At 41.5% G+C, this 23,472-nt stretch carries 28 protein-coding genes; 27 read left to right on the top strand and 1 reads right to left on the bottom strand.

Going from position 1 to position 23,472, the window contains the following annotated elements; all coding sequences use genetic code 11:
• The first annotated feature begins 1 nt into the window (after position 1).
• From AB1797_05870 to AB1797_05740, 27 genes are all read left to right on the top strand, one after another.
• Positions 2-178 carry a DUF559 domain-containing protein gene (locus AB1797_05870; protein MEW5767141.1) on the top strand — a complete coding sequence of 59 codons (177 nt, stop codon included), beginning with the start codon at positions 2-4 and terminating at the stop codon, positions 176-178.
• Positions 179-383: 205 nt separating this feature from the next.
• The gene (locus AB1797_05865) at positions 384-788 is read left to right on the top strand and encodes an aspartyl protease family protein (GenBank protein ID MEW5767140.1); all 405 of its coding nucleotides are present in this window, start codon (positions 384-386) and stop codon (positions 786-788) included.
• Positions 789-1,040: 252 nt separating this feature from the next.
• Positions 1,041-1,853, top strand: a complete 813-nt coding sequence (locus tag AB1797_05860) for a DUF3782 domain-containing protein (protein MEW5767139.1) — start codon at positions 1,041-1,043, stop codon at positions 1,851-1,853.
• An 82-nt stretch (positions 1,854-1,935) separates the two neighbouring features.
• Entirely contained in the window at positions 1,936-2,562 is a 627-nt protein-coding gene (locus AB1797_05855) for an acetyltransferase (protein ID MEW5767138.1), read from the top strand.
• Positions 2,563-3,065: 503 nt separating this feature from the next.
• Positions 3,066-4,031, top strand: coding sequence for an Rpn family recombination-promoting nuclease/putative transposase (locus tag AB1797_05850; protein ID MEW5767137.1), 966 nt, complete (start codon positions 3,066-3,068; stop codon positions 4,029-4,031).
• A 172-nt stretch (positions 4,032-4,203) separates the two neighbouring features.
• Positions 4,204-5,118 carry a glycosyltransferase gene (locus AB1797_05845; protein ID MEW5767136.1) on the top strand — a complete coding sequence of 305 codons (915 nt, stop codon included), beginning with the start codon at positions 4,204-4,206 and terminating at the stop codon, positions 5,116-5,118.
• Positions 5,115-6,170, top strand: coding sequence for an N-acetylneuraminate synthase family protein (locus tag AB1797_05840; protein MEW5767135.1), 1,056 nt, complete (start codon positions 5,115-5,117; stop codon positions 6,168-6,170). Before AB1797_05845 ends, AB1797_05840 begins: the two co-directional genes overlap by 4 nt.
• Before the next feature lie 18 nt (positions 6,171-6,188).
• Positions 6,189-6,977, top strand: coding sequence for an SDR family oxidoreductase (locus AB1797_05835; GenBank protein MEW5767134.1), 789 nt, complete (start codon positions 6,189-6,191; stop codon positions 6,975-6,977).
• A gap of 36 nt (positions 6,978-7,013) precedes the next feature.
• Positions 7,014-7,631, top strand: coding sequence for a GNAT family protein (locus AB1797_05830; GenBank protein ID MEW5767133.1), 618 nt, complete (start codon positions 7,014-7,016; stop codon positions 7,629-7,631).
• Positions 7,603-8,799 carry a DegT/DnrJ/EryC1/StrS family aminotransferase gene (locus AB1797_05825; protein MEW5767132.1) on the top strand — a complete coding sequence of 399 codons (1,197 nt, stop codon included), beginning with the start codon at positions 7,603-7,605 and terminating at the stop codon, positions 8,797-8,799. The genes AB1797_05830 and AB1797_05825 overlap by 29 nt, the downstream gene beginning before the upstream one ends.
• A 13-nt stretch (positions 8,800-8,812) precedes the next feature.
• Complete coding sequence (locus tag AB1797_05820) at positions 8,813-9,616, top strand: hypothetical protein (protein MEW5767131.1); 804 nt, start codon at positions 8,813-8,815, stop codon at positions 9,614-9,616.
• 21 nt (positions 9,617-9,637) lie between these two features.
• Positions 9,638-10,699: a nucleotidyltransferase family protein gene (locus tag AB1797_05815; GenBank protein ID MEW5767130.1), complete on the top strand. Its 1,062-nt coding sequence runs from the start codon at positions 9,638-9,640 to the stop codon at positions 10,697-10,699.
• 66 nt (positions 10,700-10,765) lie between these two features.
• Positions 10,766-11,995, top strand: coding sequence for an N-acetyl sugar amidotransferase (locus tag AB1797_05810; GenBank protein MEW5767129.1), 1,230 nt, complete (start codon positions 10,766-10,768; stop codon positions 11,993-11,995).
• An 11-nt stretch (positions 11,996-12,006) separates the two neighbouring features.
• Positions 12,007-12,654, top strand: coding sequence for an imidazole glycerol phosphate synthase subunit HisH (hisH, locus tag AB1797_05805; GenBank protein ID MEW5767128.1), 648 nt, complete (start codon positions 12,007-12,009; stop codon positions 12,652-12,654).
• A gap of 5 nt (positions 12,655-12,659) precedes the next feature.
• The gene (locus tag AB1797_05800) at positions 12,660-13,442 is read left to right on the top strand and encodes a HisA/HisF-related TIM barrel protein (protein ID MEW5767127.1); all 783 of its coding nucleotides are present in this window, start codon (positions 12,660-12,662) and stop codon (positions 13,440-13,442) included.
• A 34-nt stretch (positions 13,443-13,476) separates the two neighbouring features.
• Positions 13,477-14,757 (top strand): DegT/DnrJ/EryC1/StrS family aminotransferase, encoded by a 1,281-nt coding sequence (locus tag AB1797_05795; protein ID MEW5767126.1) that lies wholly within the window; start codon positions 13,477-13,479, stop codon positions 14,755-14,757.
• Entirely contained in the window at positions 14,754-15,527 is a 774-nt protein-coding gene (locus AB1797_05790) for a glycosyltransferase family protein (GenBank protein ID MEW5767125.1), read from the top strand. The genes AB1797_05795 and AB1797_05790 overlap by 4 nt, the downstream gene beginning before the upstream one ends.
• Positions 15,524-16,567 carry a Gfo/Idh/MocA family oxidoreductase gene (locus AB1797_05785; GenBank protein ID MEW5767124.1) on the top strand — a complete coding sequence of 348 codons (1,044 nt, stop codon included), beginning with the start codon at positions 15,524-15,526 and terminating at the stop codon, positions 16,565-16,567. Before AB1797_05790 ends, AB1797_05785 begins: the two co-directional genes overlap by 4 nt.
• Positions 16,557-17,702 (top strand): hypothetical protein, encoded by a 1,146-nt coding sequence (locus AB1797_05780; GenBank protein MEW5767123.1) that lies wholly within the window; start codon positions 16,557-16,559, stop codon positions 17,700-17,702. Before AB1797_05785 ends, AB1797_05780 begins: the two co-directional genes overlap by 11 nt.
• On the top strand, positions 17,699-18,265 hold the full coding sequence (locus AB1797_05775) for a GNAT family protein (protein ID MEW5767122.1): 567 nt from the start codon (positions 17,699-17,701) through the stop codon (positions 18,263-18,265). Before AB1797_05780 ends, AB1797_05775 begins: the two co-directional genes overlap by 4 nt.
• 44 nt (positions 18,266-18,309) lie before the next feature.
• Entirely contained in the window at positions 18,310-19,818 is a 1,509-nt protein-coding gene (locus tag AB1797_05770; protein ID MEW5767121.1) for a hypothetical protein, read from the top strand.
• A 312-nt stretch (positions 19,819-20,130) separates the two neighbouring features.
• A complete protein-coding gene (locus AB1797_05765) occupies positions 20,131-20,514 on the top strand; it encodes a HEPN domain-containing protein (protein MEW5767120.1) in 384 nt (127 codons plus the stop codon).
• The gene (locus AB1797_05760; GenBank protein ID MEW5767119.1) at positions 20,490-20,822 is read left to right on the top strand and encodes a nucleotidyltransferase domain-containing protein; all 333 of its coding nucleotides are present in this window, start codon (positions 20,490-20,492) and stop codon (positions 20,820-20,822) included. The genes AB1797_05765 and AB1797_05760 overlap by 25 nt, the downstream gene beginning before the upstream one ends.
• Before the next feature lie 335 nt (positions 20,823-21,157).
• On the top strand, positions 21,158-21,391 hold the full coding sequence (locus tag AB1797_05755; GenBank protein ID MEW5767118.1) for a type II toxin-antitoxin system VapB family antitoxin: 234 nt from the start codon (positions 21,158-21,160) through the stop codon (positions 21,389-21,391).
• A 4-nt stretch (positions 21,392-21,395) separates the two neighbouring features.
• Positions 21,396-21,722, top strand: coding sequence for a type II toxin-antitoxin system VapC family toxin (locus AB1797_05750; protein ID MEW5767117.1), 327 nt, complete (start codon positions 21,396-21,398; stop codon positions 21,720-21,722).
• Positions 21,723-21,895: 173 nt separating this feature from the next.
• Positions 21,896-22,315, top strand: a complete 420-nt coding sequence (locus tag AB1797_05745) for a retropepsin-like aspartic protease (protein ID MEW5767116.1) — start codon at positions 21,896-21,898, stop codon at positions 22,313-22,315.
• Positions 22,316-22,437: 122 nt separating this feature from the next.
• Entirely contained in the window at positions 22,438-23,070 is a 633-nt protein-coding gene (locus AB1797_05740) for a hypothetical protein (GenBank protein MEW5767115.1), read from the top strand.
• 116 nt (positions 23,071-23,186) lie between these two features.
• Here the strand turns inward: AB1797_05740 and AB1797_05735 are convergent.
• Positions 23,187-23,472: transposase (locus tag AB1797_05735; protein ID MEW5767114.1), on the bottom strand; the 286-nt coding region annotated here is incomplete at its 5' end.

Here is a 23,472-nt window from a genome sequence, read left to right as displayed (position 1 = left end):
GATGTTACTATGGAGACAATTGAGATCAAAACAGTTGGAAGGGTTTAAGTTCAGGAGACAAGAACCTATAGGTAATTATATAGCAGATTTTGTTATTTCACCCTCCCCTAACCCCTCCCATCAAGGGAGGGGAAGCTCTTATGCCGACGCTGTCGGTACAAAAGGAGATGAAACTTAACCCATAGCACTATAATCTGTAATGAGCTTACTTTTTTAACTTGATTTTGAGTAGATACGTCTAATCTAAAGCCTGTTTTGGGGATGAAAGGAAAGTTCACAGTGTGTGAAGACTAATAAAATCAACGCTCAATTTCTGACCCCGTATTAAATACGGGGCAGGAATAGGTTTTATCCGAGAGAATTATCTAAAGAGGGTGGGAAGAATGGGGCTGACAGTGTTGGAGATGGAGGTAGGTAATGTAAGTGCTCCTGATGTTACAGAGAAACTTGAGTTTCTTATTGATTCGGGTGCCATTTATTCAGTAGTCCCCCATCAGATATTAGAGAGACTTGGAATTAAACCATTAACAGAACAAGAATTTCGATTAGCAGATGGCACCAAGATTATGCGTAAAAAAGGAGTTGCCCTTTTCAAGTATAGAGATAAAATAGGGGGGGCAGATGTGATATTTGGTGAAGAGGGAGATAGTATACTATTAGGTGCTTTTACACTGGAGGCACTGGGTTTGTCTCTTGATCCTTTGCGTCGAGAACTGAAACCAATACCAATGATTATAGCAGATATTTTATCAACTGAAGAAGCCTCTCGGATAAAATTAGAGGAGTAATCAATCAGGGATTTTAGATTTAAGATTTACGATTTTTGATTAAAAGTTGGTTTTAAAACAGGTATGTCCAATCTAAGGCCTGTTTCTGACAGGCTCAGGAATCGGCAGTCAAAAATCAAAAATAGGAAGAGAATCTTGGGGGTAAAAGGAAAGTTCGTGGTGTGTAGAGACTAATAAAATCAAGGCACAATTCCTGAACTTGTCAGGAACAGGTTTTATCCGAGAGCGTTCTAAATTACAAAGGAGGGTATTATGCCCGGAAGAATGCTGAAATTAAAGGAAGAGGAAAGGCATATCCTGGAGAGGCTGCCCTTACTTCTGAAAAAAGATGCTCAATTCAGGCGTGAGGTATCAGTTGTTTTGAGCGAGACATTAGCTACCAAAGATGAATTAAGACAGGTCTTAGAAGAAATTCGGATTAGTCGAGAGGAAGCCAATCGCAGGTTTGAAGCCATGGATCGCAGGTTTGAAGCCATGGACCGCCGGTTTGAGACCTTAGTTTCCGAGATGCACCAAGGTTTTGAGTTGCACTCAAAGGCGATAAGGGATTTAGAAATTAGAACTGAATCTTTGGTTCAAGAAATGCGTAAGGGCTTTGAACTCCAATCAAAGGCGATAAGGGATTTAGAAATTAGATTGGAGACAGCGATGAATAAGGGCCTGCGAGATGTGAACATAAAAATAGATACGGTCGGTGCCCGATGGGGAATCTTTGCTGAATCTACTATCAGGAATACCCTAAAGGAGCTTTTCTTAAAAAATCTTAAGGTAACAGAGGTAAAAGAGTGGAAAGTTCAGGACAAGGATGGATTTGTCTTTGGCTATCCTCAGGAGATACAAGGAGATATCTTAATTAAGGATGGAGAGGACTATCTGGTAGAGATAAAATCATCAGCAGGCTCAGGGGATGTAACCATTCTGCATCGTAAGGCCAAATTTTATGAACAAATAACCGGTATCCTACCTAAAATGATCTTTGTGGCCGTGAATATGAAGGAAGAAGGGAAGAAGAGTTGTCAGGAACTAAGTATCCAACTCATTACTTACGAGGACATAAAAGATTAATCTGAAGTGGGTGCCTTTATTGAATTAGCCGGGACAAGATTTAGGGTAGATACTTTCTCCAATAGGCAAGGTAAGAAAACCGATGGAAAAGATTATAATAATAGGGGGCGGAGGGCACGCCAGGGTTTTGATAGAGCTTATCAGACTCTCTGGACAATACGAAATCGTCGGGATATTAGACTCGCAGTTTAAAGTAGGCTCATCCGTCTCAGGGATATCCGTTTTAGGTAATGATGATTTGCTCCCCCAGTTATATGCTAAAGGAATCAAGAATGCTTGTATTGCCGTAGGGAGTATTAGAGATAACAGCCAAAGAAAGATGTTATACGAGAAAGTTAAAGAGGCAAGTTTTTCTGTACCGATTTTGATCCATCCACGAGCTATTATTTCGGAAGATATCCAAGTCTCCGAAGGCGTTCAGATAATGGCCGGGGCAATTGTTCAGGCAGATTGTTCCATTGGAGAAAATACTATAATCAATACCGGGGCTATAGTTGAACACGATTGTAATATTGGTTGGCATGTTCACCTATGTCCTGGGGTCGTAATTTCAGGAGGTGTTTCTATTGGTGATAGTGCTTTCATAGGCGCGGGGGCTACAGTTATTCAAGGAGTTAAAATAGGTAGAAAGGCTATAATAGCCGCCGGTTCTGTAGTGGTAAATGATGTGGCCGATGGGATCACGGTAAAAGGGGTCCCTGCCAAATGAAGAAATTACCGATCGGGATTCAAGCATACTCAAAAATTATTAATGGAGATTATCTTTATGTGGAAGACATTGATAAATTTATGGTCCTGCTCCGGTCAATTTTCGCCGAAATCCCCGCAACCCTTGAATCCTCGAACCCTACGGAAACCGCCCAGTAACTTTCGCCGAGCTGTATTAGGTGGGCTTGAGAAGGAATGAAAGATGTCAGATATAATAACAGAGAGACTTAAAGGTTACTTTGAGCAGAGAGAAAGAATGAAACGGATGATTTTTTTTCTTGACAAAATCCAGAGAACTTGGTATAATATATTTAGAACATTTAAAACGTTCAAAATCAAAGCTAAATAATTTCTGGTAAATAGCCGATACTATTAATAAAGAAAGTGAGGCCTCGTGGCCAATCGCCCAAATAGCCACTTTACACTTTTCACCTGAGTAACCTTCAGTCTTCAGTCTATCTACCTGAAGAGTAAAGTATCAAGGCCTAAGGAGGCAATCATAAGATGCAAGAAGTAGAAGAAAAAAGGCTGATAAGATTTGATTGGGCGGCGAAACATATCTTGAGAGATAAATCAAACTTTGATATCTTAGAGGGATTTCTAACCGCACTTTTAGAGAAGGATATAAAAATAATAAATCTACTTGAAAGTGAATCAAACAGAGAAGATGAAACCGATAAGTTTAACCGGGTTGATCTACTTACGGTTGATGATAAGGGTGAATATATTATCATAGAGATACAGAATGAGCGAGAAATTCATTATCTGGAGAGGCTTTTATATGGGACATCAAAGCTGATTATAGACAACCTGAAACTTGGCGAGCCTTATAAAAAGATAAAAAAGGTAATATCAATTAGTATATTATATTTTACCTTAGGAGAAAAGGTTGATGATTATGTCTATTGTGGAAATACGGAGTTTAGAGGGATACATACCAATAACCCCTTAGTTTTAAGGCGTAAAGATAAAGAGACAATAAAGACAATAGAGACAAAGGATATCTATCCCCAGTATTATCTGATAGAAGTAGAGAAGTTTGAGAATGTCATCCGGAGCGACTTAGATGAATGGATATACTTTTTAAAGAATGAGAGCATAAGAGATGATTTTAAGTCAAAGAATATAAAGAAAGTAACAGAGAAGCTTGACATCCTGAAGATGAGCAAAGCGGAAAAAAAGAGGTATGGGAGATATTTAATGAATCTGGCCAGTGAGATTGATATAATTGAAGGTGCCAGAGAAGAGGGGATAGAGGAAGGGAGGACAGAAGGGATAAAAGAAGGGATAGAAAAGGGGAGGAAAGAGGGGATAGAAGAAGGGCTGGAAAAAGGGAGAAAGGAAATAGCCAGAAATATGATTAAATTTGGGATGAGTATAGAAGATATTACCAGAATTACAGGCTTTACGATAAATGAGGTGGGAAAAGTTGAAGAAGAGGAAGGAAGAAGGTGGAAAAAGCTGAAATGATTGACGCCTCATCTTTAGGATTAAAGGGGGAAGAAATAAGTTGTTTCCTACACCACCGTCCCCCATAACTCATAACTAAAAGTATATACTTGCTTGGTGTGGGAGGATTTGCCAATAGAGAGATCAATTATGCCGGGGAACAGGCCTATCTCGGCTTGTAACCGTAACCTTTATGAGCCATACCATTTTAGGTAAAGCAGGAGAAATGACTCACAAAAATAGGGTCGCAGTTTTAGGTGTAGTTTTTTCCGGAATCGAAAAGTTTATAGACGAGTATCTATCATCTTTAGAGAAGCAGACTTATAAGGACTTTGATTTAATCTTAATTAATGACGGTTTTGCTGGCCTGGATGAGTTTAAGGCTAAATACCGCCTAAACATAAGGGAAATAAGATATGAAGACACGCCGGCTAAAATAAGAGAATTTGCAATAAACTATATAAAGCACAAGGGTTACGAATATATTATTTTTACCGATAGTGATGATTTTTTTTCCGAGAATAGAGTAGAAAAGAGCATAGAACTGTTAAGGTATTACCACATCGTGGCTAACGACCTTACGCCTGTATCTGAGAAGGGAGAGGTTCTTAATTCCTTATATCTTTCTAATCGGATAGATAACCGGTCAGAGATAAGATTTGATTTCATAAGCGATAAAAACATTTTTGGTTTTAGTAATACATCTCTAAGATGGGAATGTCTGCGGGAAGGGGTGGGTTTCGATAAAGATTTGATAGCGGTTGACTGGTATTTATTCAGTACGCTTCTAAAAAAAGGCTGTCGGGCGGTTTTTACCAATGAGGCAGTTACATTTTACCGGATATACCAAGACAATGTGGTAGGGTTATCCTCTGATATTGATAAGGCTAAAGTAGAGAAAGAAATTAATGTTAAGCTCCTCCATTATAAGAATTTCTCTAAAATAGATAACAAATTTAGGCCGCTATATAAAGGATTTGAAGAATTAAAGAAAGATATGGCCGATAAGGCATATAGCCAAGAATATATAGAGAAAATCAAAGGTCTTAATATCCATAAGCCATTATGGTGGGAGCAGGTGAAACTGCCCGGGGAGTTAAACCTATGAGGATACAATTAACAAAGGACAAAGAGGTATATGACTATGGCCGGCCTTACATAATTGCCGAACTTGGTTCCAATCATAATGGCGATATGGACCTGGCCCGGCAGTTAATCTCGAAGGCCAGGGAAGCAGGGGCTGACTGCGTTAAATTTCAATCATGGTCAAAGGATACCATCTTTTCCAAAAAGGTTTATGAGCAAAACTACTTTTTGGCTGATGACTACAGGGAGAGGACAGATTATACCCTGGAAGAGATAGTAGATAAGTTCGCCATTTCAGAAGATGAACTGCGAAAGATGAAAAAATTTGCTGACGAAATGGGTATTGATTGTATTTCCACGCCCTTTTCCAAACGAGAAGTTGATTTTCTGGTTGAGGAGTTAAGGGTGAGTTTTATTAAAGTAGCTTCAATGGACTTGAGTAATTATCCTTTTCTTCACTATATCGCGATGAAAAATCTACCCATAGTGCTGTCAACAGGACTAAGTAGATTAAGCGAGATAGATAAGGCCATCCAGACCATAGAAGAAGCGGGTAATAATAAGATAGTAATACTTCACTGTGTATCACTTTATCCCCCTGAAGATAGGCAGGTAAATTTAAACAACATCGATACCTTAAGAACGGCTTATCCTTATCCTATTGGATTTTCTGATCATACTATCGGTTTTTCTATACCACTTGCTGCCGTGGCCAAAGGCGCCTGTCTCATCGAGAAACATTTTACCTTGGATAAAAATATGTTTGGCTGGGATCATAAAGTATCGGCGGATTTTATGGAGATGAAGATTATAGTAAAAGAGTCAAAAAGGATATGCCAGGCATTGGGCACCCATAGGGTTATGGTTAACGAGGATGAAGAGAGGCTGAAGGCCTTTAGAAGGAGTATTGTGGCCGCCAGAGAGATTAAGAAGGGAGAGATTTTTAAAGAAGACATGCTTGATTTTAAAAGGCCGGCCGAGGGGATAGCGCCTGGATATGTAGACTTCATAATAGGCAAAGCCGCCAAAAGAGATATTGAATACGATGAGATTATAAATAAGGAAGATTTTTAATTGGGGGAGTAAGCCTTAATGGCCGTCAGAGATCCATTTTCCTTAGAAGGAAAGCTTTCCGTGGTAACCGGAGGCCTCGGTTTATTGGGATCAGCTATAACCAAGGCACTCGCTGAGAGTGGCTCAAAGGTTATTGTGCTGGATATTGATTGTTCAGGAGGGGAGAAAGTTTCTTCAGATCTTAGGGATACAAACCACAATATCTTTTATGAGAAGGGCGATATTACTGATTTCGAAAAAATAAAAGTTAATATAGAAAACTTAGAGAAGAAATACGGAAACATTGATGTATGGGTAAATAACGCTTATCCCCGGACTGAAGATTGGGGAGATAAGCTGGAAGTCGTTAAGACTGAAAGCTTTAGGAGGGATGTAGATATACAGCTTAATTCTTATTGTATTTGCTCTAATGAAATCGCCCTAAGAATGGCGGCTCGCCAAGAAGGCTCTATTATTAGTATAGCTTCGATATATGGCACTGTGGCGCCTGATTTCACTATTTATGAAGGTACGGATATGACCACCCCCGCCGCCTATTCAGCTATTAAGGGAGGGATTATCGCCTACTCTAAATATCTGGCCAGTTATTTTAGGAATGACGGCCTCAGGATAAATGTAGTCTGTCCAGGTGGTATTTATAATAATCAGTCCGAAGAATTTATAAAGAGATATTCCGGCAAAACCCTCTTAGGTAGAATGGCTGGCCCTTATGAAATTGCCTGGCCGGTTGTGTTTCTTGCCTCCAGGGCGGCCTCATATATTACCGGAACCACTTTAATGGTAGATGGGGGCTGGACAACTATATAGAAGTGATAATAATTTAGCGGCTGAGTGGTTATATTTATGGTTAAATTAGAAGGAAAAATTAGTTACTTAGTGCCATTTGGCGAAAAACATCTCTATGATGAAAACTATCTTAAATGGCTGCGCGATTACGATGTTATTAAGACGATTAACCGTTTGGATTATGTTATTACCCCTGTTGGGTTTGAGGAGGTGAAGCAGTATTATGAAGCCGTCACTAATTCAAAGGCAGATATTTTCTGGGCTCTTTATTATAAACAGGAAGATTCGTTTATTGGGACTGTTAGGATTAGTAAAATAGACCGACATGCCGGAACAGCGGACGTTGGGATATTAATAGGAGATAAGAAAAAGTGGGGCAAGGGAATAGCCACCGATGCCCTATATACCGTTTGCCAATATCTCTTTGAGGAGCTTAAAATAAGGAAGCTTACGGCAGGAACTATGGCTATAAATCCTGCAATGATAAGAGTCTTTGAAAAGTTAGGCTTTAAGCAAGAAGGTGTATTCCGGAAACAGGATAGATTTGAAGAGGGTTATTGTGACCATATCTATTTAGGTTGTTTTAGGGATGAGTTTAAATTTAATTCGGTCCAAGAGGGGGCTAATAACAGAAGAGGAGGTCAAGATGAAAAATACCTGGAGATTTACCGATAGAGAATTTAACTATATTAGAGAAGTCTTGGATTCAGGATTCGGCTCCAGTACTTCGGGAAGTATGAATAATAGGTTTGAAAAAGCCTTTGCTGAGGCAGTAGGCGCAAAATACGCCATCACTTTTAATTCCGGAACTTCTACTTTACATGCTGCCCTGGAAGCTGTAGGAGTAAAAGCAGGCGATGAGGTTATTATTCCACCATTGACCGTGATATCCAACGCCGATGTAATTCTGGCCCAGAATGCTATTCCTGTTTTTGCCGATATTGAACCGGATACCTTCAACATAGATCCTAAGGATGTAGAAAAAAAGATTACCGAGAAGACCAGGGCAATTATGCCCGTATCTTTATACGGTTTGCCCTGTGATTTAGACCCGCTAATGGAACTGGCGGAGAAGCACCATATATTTGTCATTAATGATGCGGCTGAGGCGCATATGGCCATTTATAAAGGTCGTCCCATTGCCGAAATAGCCCATATTACCAGTTACAGCCTGGAAAATTCAAAGCAGATAACGACCGGTGATGGTGGCATAGTGGTGACCAATAATGAAGAATTGGCTATCAAGATGAGAAAGTTTGGGAGCCTGGGGTATGCGGCCATGAAATCCGGCGATGGCCGAATCAGGCTGAATAAAGATATCTTCCAGGATCCGGGTTATAAACGTCACGATGCCTTCGGTTATAATTATCGCATGCCCGAAGTGGCTGCTGCCCTGGGATTGGCCCAAACCGAGAGGATGGGATTTTTTATTCAACTTCGTTGCGATATCGCCAATATGTATGCGGCAGTTATTAGAGATTGTGATTATTTAGTCCCCCAGAAAGTCCCCCAAGGATATGTTAACACTTACTGGTGTTATACGGTTAAATATGAAAGAGAAGATGTCTCGTGGCAGGACTTCAGAAAGAAGTATGTTGAATTTGGCGGCGATGGCATTTATGCTGCCTGGACATTGACCTATGAAGAAACCCTTTTTGCTTCAGAGGCGTATAAGAAAAGATGCCCTTATATTTATAATGACCTTTCTTATCCTAAAGGTATCTGCCCGGTAGCTGAAGAAATTCAGCCTAAACTGATGCAATTTGTTAATAATTATGGCTCGATAGAAGAGGCTAAACCCAGGGTGGAAGCCCTGGCCAAAACCATAAACTATTTTAGATAAAAGGGGGGTTGTTTTGAAAAAATACGGTGCCTTAATACCTATCAGGCTGGCCTCGGAAAGATTACCGGCTAAGGCTATCAAAAAGATTTGTGGCAAGCCTATAGTTTGTCATTTATTAGACAGGGTATTCGCCAGTAAGTATATCGAAAAAGGCAAGGCAGTGGTTTGCACCACCAGAGAAGAGAGCGATGACCCCTTAGTTGAAATAGTCCAGGCTTACGGGGCAGGTATTTTTCGGGGAAGCACCAATGATATTATCCAGAGATTTTATGATGCCATGAACGAATATGACTTTGAGGCGGTTATCCAGGTCGATGGGGATGATATTTTATGTGATACCATGTATATGGACCTGACCATGGAAAGACTTTTAAGCGACTCATCACTCGGTATTGTTACCTGCGAGAAACTGCCGTTGGGGATTGCCTCCAAGAGTTTTACCCGGCTGGCGATGGAAAGGGTTTATCAACATTATCAATCTGAAAACAACGATACGGGTTTTATCTATTTTTTCACAAAAGCCGGCCTGTGCAAAAATGAGGTGGTTTACCCTATCAAACCGGAACATATTTTGGACGAAGCCCGTCTTACCCTTGATTATCCGGAAGACCTTGAGCTATTTACCAGGATATTTGAGGCATTATATCAGGAAGGAAAAGTTTTTAATCTGGATGAGGTGGTGGGTTTTCTTAGAAAAAATTCGGAGTTGATGGAAATAAATAGCCATCTCAATGAAGAATATTGGCAGAGAACAAAAGATAAAGCCAAATTGGAATACAAAGACGCTGAGGGGATGATTAAGGCTATAGAGGTATGAGGTATAAAAAGGTGAATTCTTATGGATCACAATGTTAATATCAAGGATATTATAATTAACAAAGAGTATACCTTATTGGAATGTTATCGCCTGCTTAATGATACGGGGGAGAGGATATTAGTATGCCTTGAAGATGGAAGACTGATGGGTATTATAATGGATAGTGACTTAAGACGAGGCATCCTGTCGGGCATAAAACTGGAAGACAAAATTGCTACTGTTATTAACCCTCATCCAGTGGTCGCCACTTCTGATATGTCGAAAAACGCTATCCTGGCCCTAATGAAGGAAAAGAGCGTAGATCCTGTACCGGTGGTGGATAAGGAGGGGAACTTTGTCGATCTATACCGGATGAACGAACTGCTAAGATCAATAGACCTTCCCAACAGTGCCGTTATAATGGCCGGGGGGTTAGGAAGGCGATTGATGCCGCTAACAAAGGATATGCCCAAGCCGCTCTTAAGAATCGGCGGCAAACCGATTATTGAACATGTAATTAGGCATATTGCCGATTGCAGAATAGAATCTTTTTATATCACTGTAAATTACAAAAGCGATATGATAAAAAAGTATCTTAAAGACGGTCAACATCTGGGAGTAAAAATAACTTATTTAGAAGAGAAAAAACAACTGGGGACCATAGGTGCGATAAGTCTTTTAAAAAACCATGCGATCGAGTTTCCCTTTATTGTTATGAACGGAGACATTTTGACTCGAGTTAACTTCCGTAACTTATTGGAAGAACATAAAAGTAGCGGTAATCCTTTGACCGTATGTTTGAGAATGTATCATTACGATGTCCCCTATGGAGTGGTTGATGTGCACGACGGGAAGGTCATGGGGGTTAGCGAAAAGCCCGAATACGATTTCTTTATTAACGCCGGCATTTATTGTATGAGCCCTGAATTGATAGAATTTATTCCATCCGACAGCTATTACGATATTGACATGCTGATTAATTCATTCCTCTCCAAAGGGATAACCATTGGGACCTTTCCTATAGATGAATACTGGCGCGATATCGGGAATATTAAAGATTTCTATGGGGCCAAGAGTGATTTTCAAAATGGGAATATAGTTTAAAAAAAGGATAATCAGACTACCAGCCATGTAGGTGATGTTGACTGTAAGATAAAGGAGGGGGTTAAGATGAGGTTTTGCACTAAATGTGTTACCCCGGATACCCGACCGGATCTTCGTTTTGACCAAGAGGGGGTTTGTGATGCTTGTCGATCATTTGAAAAAAAATATGGCCTGCATGAAGACAGTATTGATTGGGATCAGCGAAGAAAGGAGTTTGAACAGCTTATTGAAAAATACCGTCAAAAAGATCCACTCCGATATGATTGTGTAATCCCCGTCAGTGGTGGAAAGGACAGCCATTTAACTATATATTACGCAAAGGTTGTTTACGGCCTAAGCCCTTTATGTGTTTGCTTTGAACCAACTTTACCCACAGAAATTGGCCGTCGTAATCTCGAAAATATTAGCAAGCTGGGGGTTGATCTGATCCATTTCAAGCGCAACCCGATTATTTATGACAAATTAATATTGGAAGGATTTAAAAGAGTAGGTGATATGGAGTGGGCGAATCATATGGGAATCTGGAGTGTGCCCGTTCACTTCGCCATAAGATTTAATATCCCGCTCATTTTATGGGGTGAATCTCCCCAAATGGAATATGGAGGGGCCGAGACTGTTTCTGAAATCAATAAACGTATCTTTGATGAAGACTGGTTGAATGATTATGGTTGTCTTAATGGTCTGCGCCCTCAAGATATGGTTTCGGAAGAGCTGGGTATCTTACTTTCGGATTTAAAATTATATGTTTATCCAACAAAAGAAGAGGTTGCAAGGTGGGGAGGAGTTGGTGTCTTTATGGGATATTACTTTAAGTGGAATGTCCCTGAAAACTTTAAAATAATAGAAGGTATTGGCTGGAAAAGAAGAACAGGAAGGATTGAAATTTCATACACAGACCATGAAAAATTGGATTGTCTATCGATGAATCTCCACGATTACTTGAAATATGTGAAATATGGATATGGTCGGGCCACAGACTCTGCCTCTTATGATATTCGTAACGGGGTCATTGATAGAGAACAGGGGGTCAGGCTGGTTGAGAAATATGACGGAAGGTATCCCAAGGAGTGTGTCGAAAGATTTTGCGAACATTTCAAAATGACTAAAAAGGAATTCGATGAGATTTGTGAGGGATTTACCAACAAAGCCTTATTTAAAAGGAAAGACGGCGAGCTTGTTCGAGATATTGATGGAAGTTTAGTGATGAAAGAAAAGTATATTGAGTTCAGACGAAATCCCTGGCAAAGTTGGGAAGTACGTCGTACAAAAAACCAGATTTTAGCTAAAGTTGCCTAAGGAAGGTGGCTATGTCTTTAAAGATAACTATAATCGATTACGAAGCCGGCAATCTGCGAAATATTCAAAAAGCCATCGAGCACCTTGGATATAAGGCACTTATTTCTAAACAGATAAATGCAGTTGAAGAGGCTGATATTTTGGTGTTGCCTGGTGTGGGCGCCTTCCATAGCGGGATGAACGTCTTGGAGGGCCTTGGTCTTATCGAGGCGTTGCGTAAGGCGGTGATAAAGAACAGGAAACCCCTTCTCGGCGTATGTCTTGGAATGCAGCTTTTGGGTAGAGAAGGCCACGAAGGGGGAAAACGTGCTGGTCTGGGATTTCTTCCTATGACCATTCACAGACTCCAATCCGATAAAAAGGGACTCAGGCTTCCCCACATAGGATGGGATAACGTGGTCGCCTCTGATCATTCGGTTTTGTTTTCAGAAATTCCGAAAGATCCGGATTTCTACTTTGTGCACAGTTATCAGGCAGTATGTGAAGACGAGTCAATTATTGCGGCTACATGTGAATATGGTCATAGATTTGTAGCGGCGGTAGAAAAAGATAATATCTTTGCCACTCAGTTTCATCCTGAGAAAAGTCAACGTTATGGTCTGCAGGTATTGAAGAATTTTATGAATTACTGTAAAACTTACAAACCAGGAAACGATTAAAGGAGATGCTTAAAATACGGGTCATACCAATTTTGATTATTCAAGATGGTCTGCTGAAAAAACCAGTGCAATTTAGGAATCCGCGCACGGTAGCCAATCCCATTTCGATCGCGCGGGTATTTGAGGAACGACAGGTCGATGAACTCATTCTTTTAGACCGGGGATTAACGGTAGATGAGGAAGATGTTGATCCGGATCTGGTAAGAGATATTGCTGAGGAGCTATATGTGCCATTTGCGTTTGGTGGTGGCATCAGATCTGTAGAAACAATGAAAAAAATTATTCAAGCTGGAGCAGAGAAGATCGTAATCAATACGGCGGCGGTGGAGATGCCGGAGCTTGTTACTAAGGGGGCGGAGAAATTTGGTAGTCAATGTATTGTCGTTTCGATTGATGCGCTAGAGACGAATGGCGCCTATGAAGTATATATCCGAAGTGGTTCAGAGCCTACAGGGCTTGATGCGGTTGAGTGGGCGAAACGTGTGGAAAAACTTGGCGCCGGTGAAATCCTGATCAATTCTATACGACATGAGGGCCTAATGAAAGGCTATGATATCGATCTGATTAAAGCCATATCAGACGCGGTTGATATCCCTGTAATTGCTGCGGGCGGGGCTGGAAAATTATCCGATTTCGTTCAAGCTGTTCAAGAGGGGCATGCGTCAGCCGTAGCCGCGGGAAGTATATATCATTATACAAAGTACACCCCGAATATGGTGAAAGGGGTGATGAGCAAGGCAGGCATTCCTGTTCGGTTATACCCCGATGAAAATTATGAGATAACGTGAGAATCAATTTAATCAATATGCGGAGGTTAAATATATGAGTAAATTAGCAATCTTGGGGGGAGACCCGGTTTTAAATACCCCCTTAGTCCGGTACAACTCCATTGGTTCTGAGGAGATAGAGGCTGTTAATCGGGTCATGCGTTCGGGTTTTTTGTCCGGTTTTTACGGGTCGTGGGCTGATGAGTTTTTTGGCGGGCCAATGGTGCAATCTTTCGAAGGGGCTTGGGCGCGTCGGTTTGGGAGCAAGCATGCAGTTTCAGTGAACTCCGCTACTTCGGGTCTATATGCGGCTATGGGGGCTATTGGCATTGAACCCGGAGACGAGGTCATTGTTCCGCCTCTCACTATGTCAGCTACAGTTATGGCTCCTCTTATCTACGGTGGTATTCCGGTCTTTGTCGATCTCGAACCCGATACATTTTGCCTTGATCCCAAGCTGGTAAGACAACATATTACGCCGAAGACCAAAGCCATTCTTGTCGTTAATCTGTTTGGGCACCCCGCCGCCCTGGCAGAATTAAAGGCCCTCGCTGATGAAAAAGGCATCAAACTCATTGAAGATAACGCCCAGGCTCCACTGGCCACAGAAAATGGCCGCTTCGCTGGAACAATCGGTCACATAGGAGTTTTCAGCCTGAATTACCATAAGCATATTCACACCGGTGAAGGTGGTGTATGTCTTACTGATGATGATGACTTGGCTTTCCGCTTACAGTTGATCCGTAATCATGCCGAAGCTTGTGTTGAACGGGCGGGGGTGCAAAATATTGTAAATATGGTGGGGTTTAACTTTCGCATGACCGAAATCTGTGCGGCGATTGGTTTGGAGCAGCTAAAAAAGGCTGATTATCATATTGGTCGACGCGAAAGACTGGCCGAACAACTCAATGAAGGCACCAAAGATCTTGAAGGCTTAATTCCTCCGTTTCCCCGAGAGGGTTGCCGCCATGTTTATTATATGTGGCAAATGCGCTTTGATCCGGAATTAATAGGGGTTTCCCGGGAGACTTTTGCCAGGGCTCTTGAAACCGAAGGTTTTCCAAACTTCTTAGGTTACCTGCCGCCGTTATATCTCTTACCGCTTTTTCATAAACGTATAGCGATAGGTAGCCAGGGATTTCCGTTTAACCAGTCGGATCGAGTTTATGAAAAAGGGCTTTGTCCGGTGGCAGAACGTATGCACGAAATAGAGCTTATTGGCTTTGATGTCTGTGGATTCAAGGTGTCCGAACCTGAAACAGAGCTGCTTATTGAAGCAGTTCGAAAGGTTCATAAACATCGTGATGAACTTAAGAAACTGGAGGAGCGGAAATGAGCCACCATGTAAATACGAATAAAAGAAAACCCAAAGTCGTGGCCAGTATCGAGGCAAGGATGTCCTCATCGCGATTTCCTGGGAAAATGCTGGCCGATTTAAACGGTCAACCGGCTCTGACGCGTTTGATTCGGCGTTTGCGGCAATGCCGAACATTAGATGATATTATCCTTGCTACCTCAGTAGAAGCAGCAGATGATGCCCTTGAAGATTGGGCCAAGAAAGAAGGTGTGAAATGCTATCGAGGTAGTGAGGATGATGTATTGCTTCGGGTAGTGGAGACTCAGCAAACTGCCGGCGGCGAGGTAGTTGTGGAAATAACCGGCGATTGTATCCTCACTGATCCTGATGTGGTTGATATAGGGGTTAATACTTTTCTTGCCAATAATTGCGATATGGTAACCAATTGTGAGAGATTTTCTTTTCCGCCAGGGCTTTATGTCCAGGTTTTTCGCCTGGCTGATCTGGAAGAGGTGGAGGAGAAAATTGATGATCCGGCGGTCCGTGAGCATGTATCATTATACTTTTACGAGCACCCAGAGCGTTATCGCATAATTCACCTGATGGCCTCCCCGCGTTGGCTGTTGCCACAAGACTGCCGTCTCTATCTGGATTATCCCGAAGACCTTCAATTTCTCAAAGAAATATACCGCCGTCTTGAGTCTCGATATGGTGAGGCCTTTGGAGCCCAGGAGATTGTTAATTTGCTTCACAAAGAGCCGGAACTGATGGAGATTAACAGGTATTGTGAGAATAAGCCCGTTAGATGAAAATATCTCCTTTTAAGACATTGTTGATTGGATTTGGCCGCATCGGGGCAGCCTATGCGGATGATCCGGCAATGGCTGAGTGTATTCCGTATGCCTCGCACGCCCAGGTCTTGGCCTCGCATAGAGCCTTTGCCTGGAATGCTGTGGTCGATAGTTCAGAAGATGCCTGCCGACTGGCGGAGAAACGTTGGAACATTCCGGAGACCAGCACGACGATATTAAACCTGTGTTGTCGTGAGGAAATCGAGGTGGCGGTTATTGCCACGCCTCCTGAAGTCAGGGTGGAGATGCTTGAGGCTTTACCCAATTTGCGCGCGGTGTTAGTTGAAAAACCACTGGGACTTTCAGTAAAAGATGCTGAGAATTTTCTCCACGTCTGCCAGAGCCGTAATATCTTGGTTCAAGTTAATCTTACTCGACGCACCGATAAAATGATGCAAGGATTAGCCGACGGTGGTCTTTATGAGAAGATTGGATCAGTTCAGGCGGCTTTTGGAATCTACGGCAATGGTCTGATCAATAATGGCACCCATATGATCGATTTAGTCCGAATGCTTCTTGGAGAAGTTAAGGCTGTGCAGGCTATTCCTTATTTCCAGGCTTTCACCGAAGGGCCAATACGCGGTGATACGAATCTTGCCTTTATCCTCTTTATGGAAAGTGGCCTCTCGGTTGTAATGGAGCCAATTCGATTTTCTCATTACCGAGAGTGCAGCCTCGATCTCTGGGGGGAGCGGGGTAGGTTAGAAATCTTGCAAGAAGGATTAACGGTCATAGAATACCCACGTGTTTCATGCCGATCGCTTCAAGGCGCTATGGAGGTTGCTTCTGAGAGGGCAAGCATTCAGACTACGGATTATGGCTATGCCCTTTATCGTATGTACGATAATTTGTCCGAGGCTTTGATAAAAGGCGAAGTCCTTAAAAGCCCAGGGGATTCAGCCTTAAAAACAGAGATGGTTGTTGAAGCTGTTTTTGAATCTGCCCACAAGAAGAGCGAAGTTATTTCTATAGGTGGTCGATCTGATAATGCTAACTAAGACTGATATCCTATTTTTTGTAGAAGATCCGGGTGCGGCGAATTATATGGCTGAACTTCCCAAATTGCTCCGACAACAAGATATTACTTCGATTGTCCTGGCCGACGGTAAGGCAGTTACATTTTTACGTGAGCGAGGGGTTGAAGTAGAATCCGTCCAGACTGGTGTTCGTGCAGAAGAGATCGTAGATAGATATCAACCGAAGTTATTATCTATTGGAACTTCTCAAAATGCAGATTCCCTGGGCTTGTCGCTTATTGATTGTAGTCGCGCCAAAGGAATTCCCACAGTGGGGATGATCGACATGGAGGTCGATGCTGAATTGAGGTTTCGGGGCAAAAGCAAGTCAGCGCTTACCCACGCTCCGGATTGGCTTCTCGTTCCTGATGAGTCAACTAAGCGAACTTTTGAAAAACTTGGATATCCTGGCCAACAAATTAAGATTTGTGGCAATCCTAACTATGATCGGGTTCGGCAAGCCGCCGAAATGTTTAATAGACAGGATAGAGAAAAACTGAAAAGACGCCTATTGCCTGAAGCGTCTTTAGAGGGGCGACCTATTGTGGTGTTTGTTTCAGAACATGTTGACGGTCGTGAGTACGAAGTGATGCATAGGTCGCCACAATATACCCTCTATGGCCGTGGGGACAATGATAGTCGGACAGCTATCGTTCTTGAGGAAATCTTAGATGCGCTCTCTGATCTGGACCCAAAACCTTACCTTGTTATCCGCCTTCATCCCAAGAACAGACGGGAAGAGTTCAATAATTACCTGGAAGAGGTCGATTTCTTTAGCGTGGGAGGAGACCCTCTTGAGTTGATTTGGATTGCTGACCTGGTTGTTGGTATGACATCTATGCTTATGATGGAGGCTGTAGTTTTAGGAAAGCAAACATTGGCAGTTCTTCCTCGTATTTCGGAAAAATCATGGTCTCCAGACACAGCTAACGAATTGACCCCATGCGTTACAACCCGTCAAGAACTTCGGGGTGTTCTAAATATCTTGTTGCATAAAGCGCCAGATAAAATAAGTAAAACTTCGACGAAAATCATTTATGGTGCAAGTGAAAGAGTAAGCCATTTTCTGGTGGAAAAGATTAAGAATATGGGGGAGAGTCACAAGGAGCTAAGATGAAGGGTTGTTTTATTGAGGGAGAGAAGATTTATCTTAGGCCTTTTAATGAGAGTGACATAGAAATATGGTATCAATGGTTTAACAATGAGGAAGTAACTTATCATATGGATAAAAGAAGGTTTCCTAATACGCCGGAAAAACAATTGAAGTTTATGAAAGGGATTAATGCCAGTCCTTCTGATATTCAATTAGCCATTGTTCACAAGAAAGATGATGAATTAATCGGCACAGTGGGCCTTCACCTGATAGATTTTATAAATCGCAATGCCGATATTTCTATAGTTATAGGAGAGAAGAAATACTGGAAGAAGGGGATCGGTAAAGAAGCGTGTAATCTCGTTATAGATCATGCCTTCAATATGTTGAATTTGCATAAACTGACTGCCGGGATGGTGGAGGAAAATATGGCGAGCTATAACCTATTTGTTTCCTTAGGATTTGAGAAAGAAGGGGTATACAAAGAACAGGTATTTTTGCATGGGAAGTACAGGAATATTGTGAAGTTAGGATTGCCAAAAGGTAACTACTTAGCCACTGAGGCCCAACGACACATGGTTGAGTAGTTTTCCGCCGAAAAAAGAATTTTGGAACAAAAGAGGTCGTTGAGATGAAAGAAAAGGCCGTGTTTTTGATAAGATCGCCATATTGGCAGATAGCAGAAACCCTTAAGCAGAGATATGGTTGGGAGATATTTGGCTTTTCTGTCCATCCAATGTGGATGCTACCTAATTATATGAGGGAATTCTGCTCAGGTTATCTTGATCTACATTCTGTGGTAGAGAAAGCCAAGACCTCTCCTGTCCCAGATGATATAATCGCCAAAAGTAAGTATCTTGAAGAGAAATATAATTTAAATTTAGCAGATATAATCTCTCCTGATAGGCATTTAGGAATTGGATGGGTTACGGGAGGTCTTTACCATCCTGGCCGACTATCATTCATGCCGTATGAGAAACATCTGCACATTATTTTCGATGTCTTTCAATCGGTTAGTGATTTCTTGCAACAAGTGAATCCTACCTTTGTCTCTCCTGGAATCGTTGGTGGCTTCGAAGGTGCAATTGTATATTCCGTATGCCATAAAAACCAGATCCCTATTTATAGTTTAAATCTGTTAAGTTATGGTTCTTATTACTATTGGCAGCAGGAAAGATTTGGTCATATTCCGTATTTAGAGGAAATTTATAATAAATCTAAGTCTGCTTCAAGCCAGATTAACGATAGTGAAATAGATGACATAGCTCCTTTCACTCGAAGCATAATTCCTGAAATGGAGCGTAAAGGAACGTATTATGATTTAATTAAAAAATTGTCCCGAACCTTTTATAAGCATGCTAGAATTAAGATAGCTAAAAGCAAACAATCAGGAGAAGTCTATTTATCAACGCAACTAAAGTATAGTATTGATAACTTCTTAAATTTCAGAAAGGAGATGCGACGTAAATACTTACCAGAAAGCGAACTAAGTAAGTTAGATTACATCTATTTACCTTTGCATTATGAACCAGAGGCTTCACTTAATGCCGTTGAACCTTATTTTGCAAATCAGATGTATGCCGTTGAATTACTTTCCAGAAGTGTTCCGGCAGGTGTATATGTGCTGGTTAAAGAGCATCCGGGAGCTATTGGGAATAGACCATCCTATTGGATGGATACCATTGCAGGATTCCCGCGGGTTAAGTTGATCCATCCCTTTGTAAATTCAATTAAAATAATAAAAAAATCGATGGCCACGGCAACAATTACAGGAACTCCTGGTTTAGAGGCGGCCATACTTGGGAAACCAGTTATCAGCTTAGGACCTTGTTATAGATTTAACTTTGTGGACCATGTTTATTTCGCCAATGATTTAATCAGTCTTCGGAAGCTCATAAAGTGGATAGATGAAGAAAAAGACTCATTAGATTTTACAAAAAATGGCGCTATTTTGAAAAGGGCGATAGAAATGACCTGCTTCAAAATTGACAAATACTTTTTTGTAACCGAGCCTTCTGATTCAGATATTGAATTGGCTTGTAGTGAGCTTTTAAAGCTGCTGAATGAAGAAGGAAGTAACTACTCAACCACCAAGACACTAAGTCACGAAGAAGAATTAACACAAGCCGAGATTGTTTAAAAAGGGAGGATGATTAGGGAATCTTTAACGCAACAGGTTAAAGTTAGCACAGGATTATTTATCCCAAAGGAGTTGCTGGCAAAAAGTAACCGTTCAGCCACGGATGCACACAGATGAAACACGGATTTCCGTGAACCGTGTCCGGGAGTCGTGTCCGTGATTAGGTTGTAGGGACAACCCTTGTGGTTGTCCGCCTATGGAACGGACAGGGATAAGCTCTGTCCCTACAACTCCGCCTTCTGTCCTCTGTTATTTATCCGTGCTAATCCGTGTACCTATACCTGAACGGTTACAAATATAGGGAGTCCGGAAGTGAAAAGATATATTGAGTATTGGCTTAGTTCAGCCGCCCATGATTTGGAAGCCGCGGAAACTCTCTTCCAGAACAAGAAATATGACTGGTGCCTTTTTATCGGTCATTTGGTCCTTGAAAAAGTTCTCAAGGCTTTTTATGTCAGAGATAATCAGGAATCACCCCCACGGATTCATAATCTGGTCAGACTATCTGAGCACACGCGACTTCCTCTTACAGAAGTGCAACGGCAATTTCTGGCAGATGTAAACGACTTTAACAGAGAGGTTCGGTATCCGGACATAAAACAGAAATTTTATCAGATGTGCACCAAGGAATTTACGCAAGAACAGTTTTCTAAGATAAAGGAGATGTACCAATGGCTCCTATCCCAGATGAGGTGATAAAAAAAATACAAAGGTTTCATGATATGGTCACTTCAGTCGGCATTAGATTGGAGCGGGTAATTCTCTTTGGATCTTATGCTAAGGGAAAGGCAAATCAATGGAGCGATATTGATATCGCTTTGGTTTCAAGAGACTTCCAGGGAATCGGCTTTTATGACAGGCAAAGAATTAATCCCTTTATTTTAAAAATAGATACAAGGTTTGAACTACATCCTTACAGGACTGAGGACTTTACAGAAGAGGATCCCTTTATCAAGGAAATTTTGAACGAGGGTATCGAGATAGCCATAGAGGGTATGAAATAACAAGAACCTTTTAACTTTAGTGGATCAAGGGGTACATGAGGAACGTGGGTGGAGAAAGCAATTTACTCCTATCTGCGAGCGGCTATTTGTCTTCTCCATCTCCGTCCCCATATAACCATAATAAATAGCATTTTTTATTATACCGCCAGAAAGGGAGGAATATGAAAGGGAGAGTTTTTATATTATCCTGAGGGGAACTTTAATTATCGCCCTGATAGCTTTTTTAATCTCCTACAGAGAAGGCCATTCTAAAAAAGCTAAATAAAAAAGAGGACAAGTAAAAAATAAGTAAAAAAGTTGATGAGATTTGGCAAAGTGTAACGGAGGAATCAGCCATGAGAACTATGGTGGAAATAGAGGACAAGGTATTAAATGAGGTAGTCAATCTCACCGGCGCCAAGAATAAGAAGAATGCCATTCTGATTGCCATTGACGACTATCTGAGAATGAAAAAGGGGGAAGCCCTTGCACCTCATAAAGAAGCCATGTTAAAAAGGTTGTTGGGAAGAAACCCCGTTAAAGTAGCCCCTTTGAAGGTTAAGGAGTTAATTGAAGAGGGGAGAAGATAGTTTTATGGCCAAAAGATTGGTGGTGGATTCCTCTGTAGCCCTAAAATGGTGGCTGGATGATGAGGAATTTGTCGAGGAAGCAAGGGCTATACTTAAAAAGGTGGCAGCTTCCGAAATTGAATTGGTTGTCCTGGGACTTTGGTTCTATGAAATAGCCAACGGGCTGAATGTAGCGGTAAGAAGGCAAAGAATCTCCAGCAAACGAGGAGCGGAGTTTGTGGAAGAACTTCAGGCTATCGAAGTTACCCAAATTCCTGTTGTTTCTCAATTGGGGGAAATATTTCAAGCGGCTCAAAAATATAATTGTTTTACTGCCCACCTCTCTCTATAATCTGCCTACCTACCTGAACAGTTACAAAAAGAGAAGGTTAAGCCTTTTCCCATCAATAAGGGATGTTTGCTTGATTAATAAGATATTCAGGAGGGCTAAATTATAGAAAAGAAGACAGCGGAGAAAACAAAGTCGGTAGTGCATTCACTGACATTGTGGACAGGAGGTGTGTAATGGGAGAGGTTAAAGTTCCATTATGGTTAGAAAATACCTTTGATCGAGAACGATACTTAAATGGAGAACTTTTAGAGGAACAGATACGCGCCGTAGAAATAAAGGCCTTAGTAGATAGTGGAGCAACGATGTTAATGCTACCGCAAGAAGTAGTAGAACGACTGGGATTACGGATGCGGGGAAAAGTCATTGTAAGTTATGCAGATGAGCGTAAAGAAGAGAGACCTCGCGCCGGTGTAGTTACGGTCCGGGTGGGAGAACGGGATACGGATGTTGATTGTATTATTGGTCAGCCAAATAGTGAGGCACTGGTTGGTCAAATTATTCTTGAAGCAATGGATTTGTTAGTAGATTGTACCAACCAAAGGTTGATTCCGCGTCCAGAATCTCCATATCTACCATTACTAAAGTTAAAGTAATCGTAAGTGTTCAGCCATAAAGACACTAAGACACAAAGATTAAAGAATTATTTTTAATAGCTCAACAGAGCAGTAGCCCAGTAGTTAAAGACTTTTCTGAAAGTTCCAGAACTGCTGCTCTATTGCTCTACTGCTCTCTAAGACACATATTTTTAATCGAGGGCGATAAAAAGACGCCGGATGAGGTCGAAGATGAAAAGGTTATCGAGTACAAAAAGAAGATTAAACAAATAGATGAATATAAAGGGATTGTGGCTGAAAGATTTATTGAGCTTTTGATGATGAAATGGGCGGGTGAAGAGGTTGATGGTTACCACTATTTTAATACGGATGAAAAGGTCTTATTGCCCAGGTTTAACTGGACAAAAGGTAAAAGGTTAAGTCTGCCTGGTTCCAGGGAGGTGCAAATTGATATAATCGGCAAAAAGGAATTGTTGGCCTGGTTTGTTGAAAGCAAATATTGGATTGGTAAGAAGGCAGGTTTGGGTGAGGTCAAAGAATTTGAGGAGAAGTGCCAGATTGCCGGTCAGGCCTTAGAGATAGAAAAGGCGATATGCTGGTTCTTCAGCAAGGAAGGTTTCACCAAAGAGACAGAAGAATATATGAAAGAAAAGGGGATTTTATATTCTGATCAAGATAGTTTGAATAAATTGCTGACCAAATTTGGGATAAGAAAATTGCTAGACATGGTCGGTTCAAGAAGCCTCTCGGATAAAGGCCTCAAAAAAGGCTGCTTGGTGGCCTACTTACGTTGAACGGCAGGTAGAGTGAGCCATTCCGAAAGGGGCTGGTCGTAGTGAAGTGAGCCGGGAAGCGGGGAACAGAGGGACAAGGGAGCAAAGGTGCGGAGGAGTAGGAATAGAAGGCGGAGCTAAGTTCTATTTGCAAGATTTTTAACTTCGCCTATTGGTAAACCAGTAGCTTTTGATATTTTCTCAATGTCATCTCCCAAACTTAGGAGAGTTTTCGCGATCTCTATTGCCTTTTCATTTTTGCCTTTTCCCAGTCCTTGCTGTATGCCTTGTTCTATGCCTTGTTTTAAGGCAAACTCGATGGAATTCTTTTGGAGGTAGATAAAATCGTGCCTTTTAAACTGTGCTTCCAGCTCTTCTTCACTCATCCCGGCAGTATTGGCTATTTCAAAGGCCTTTTTTATC

It is taken from the genome of bacterium (genome assembly GCA_040753085.1).
Lineage (GTDB): Bacteria > UBA9089 > JASEGY01 > JASEGY01 > JASEGY01 > JASEGY01.
The sequence above is the reverse complement of the archived record's forward strand: the minus strand, read 5'-3'. Positions and strand labels throughout refer to the sequence as shown.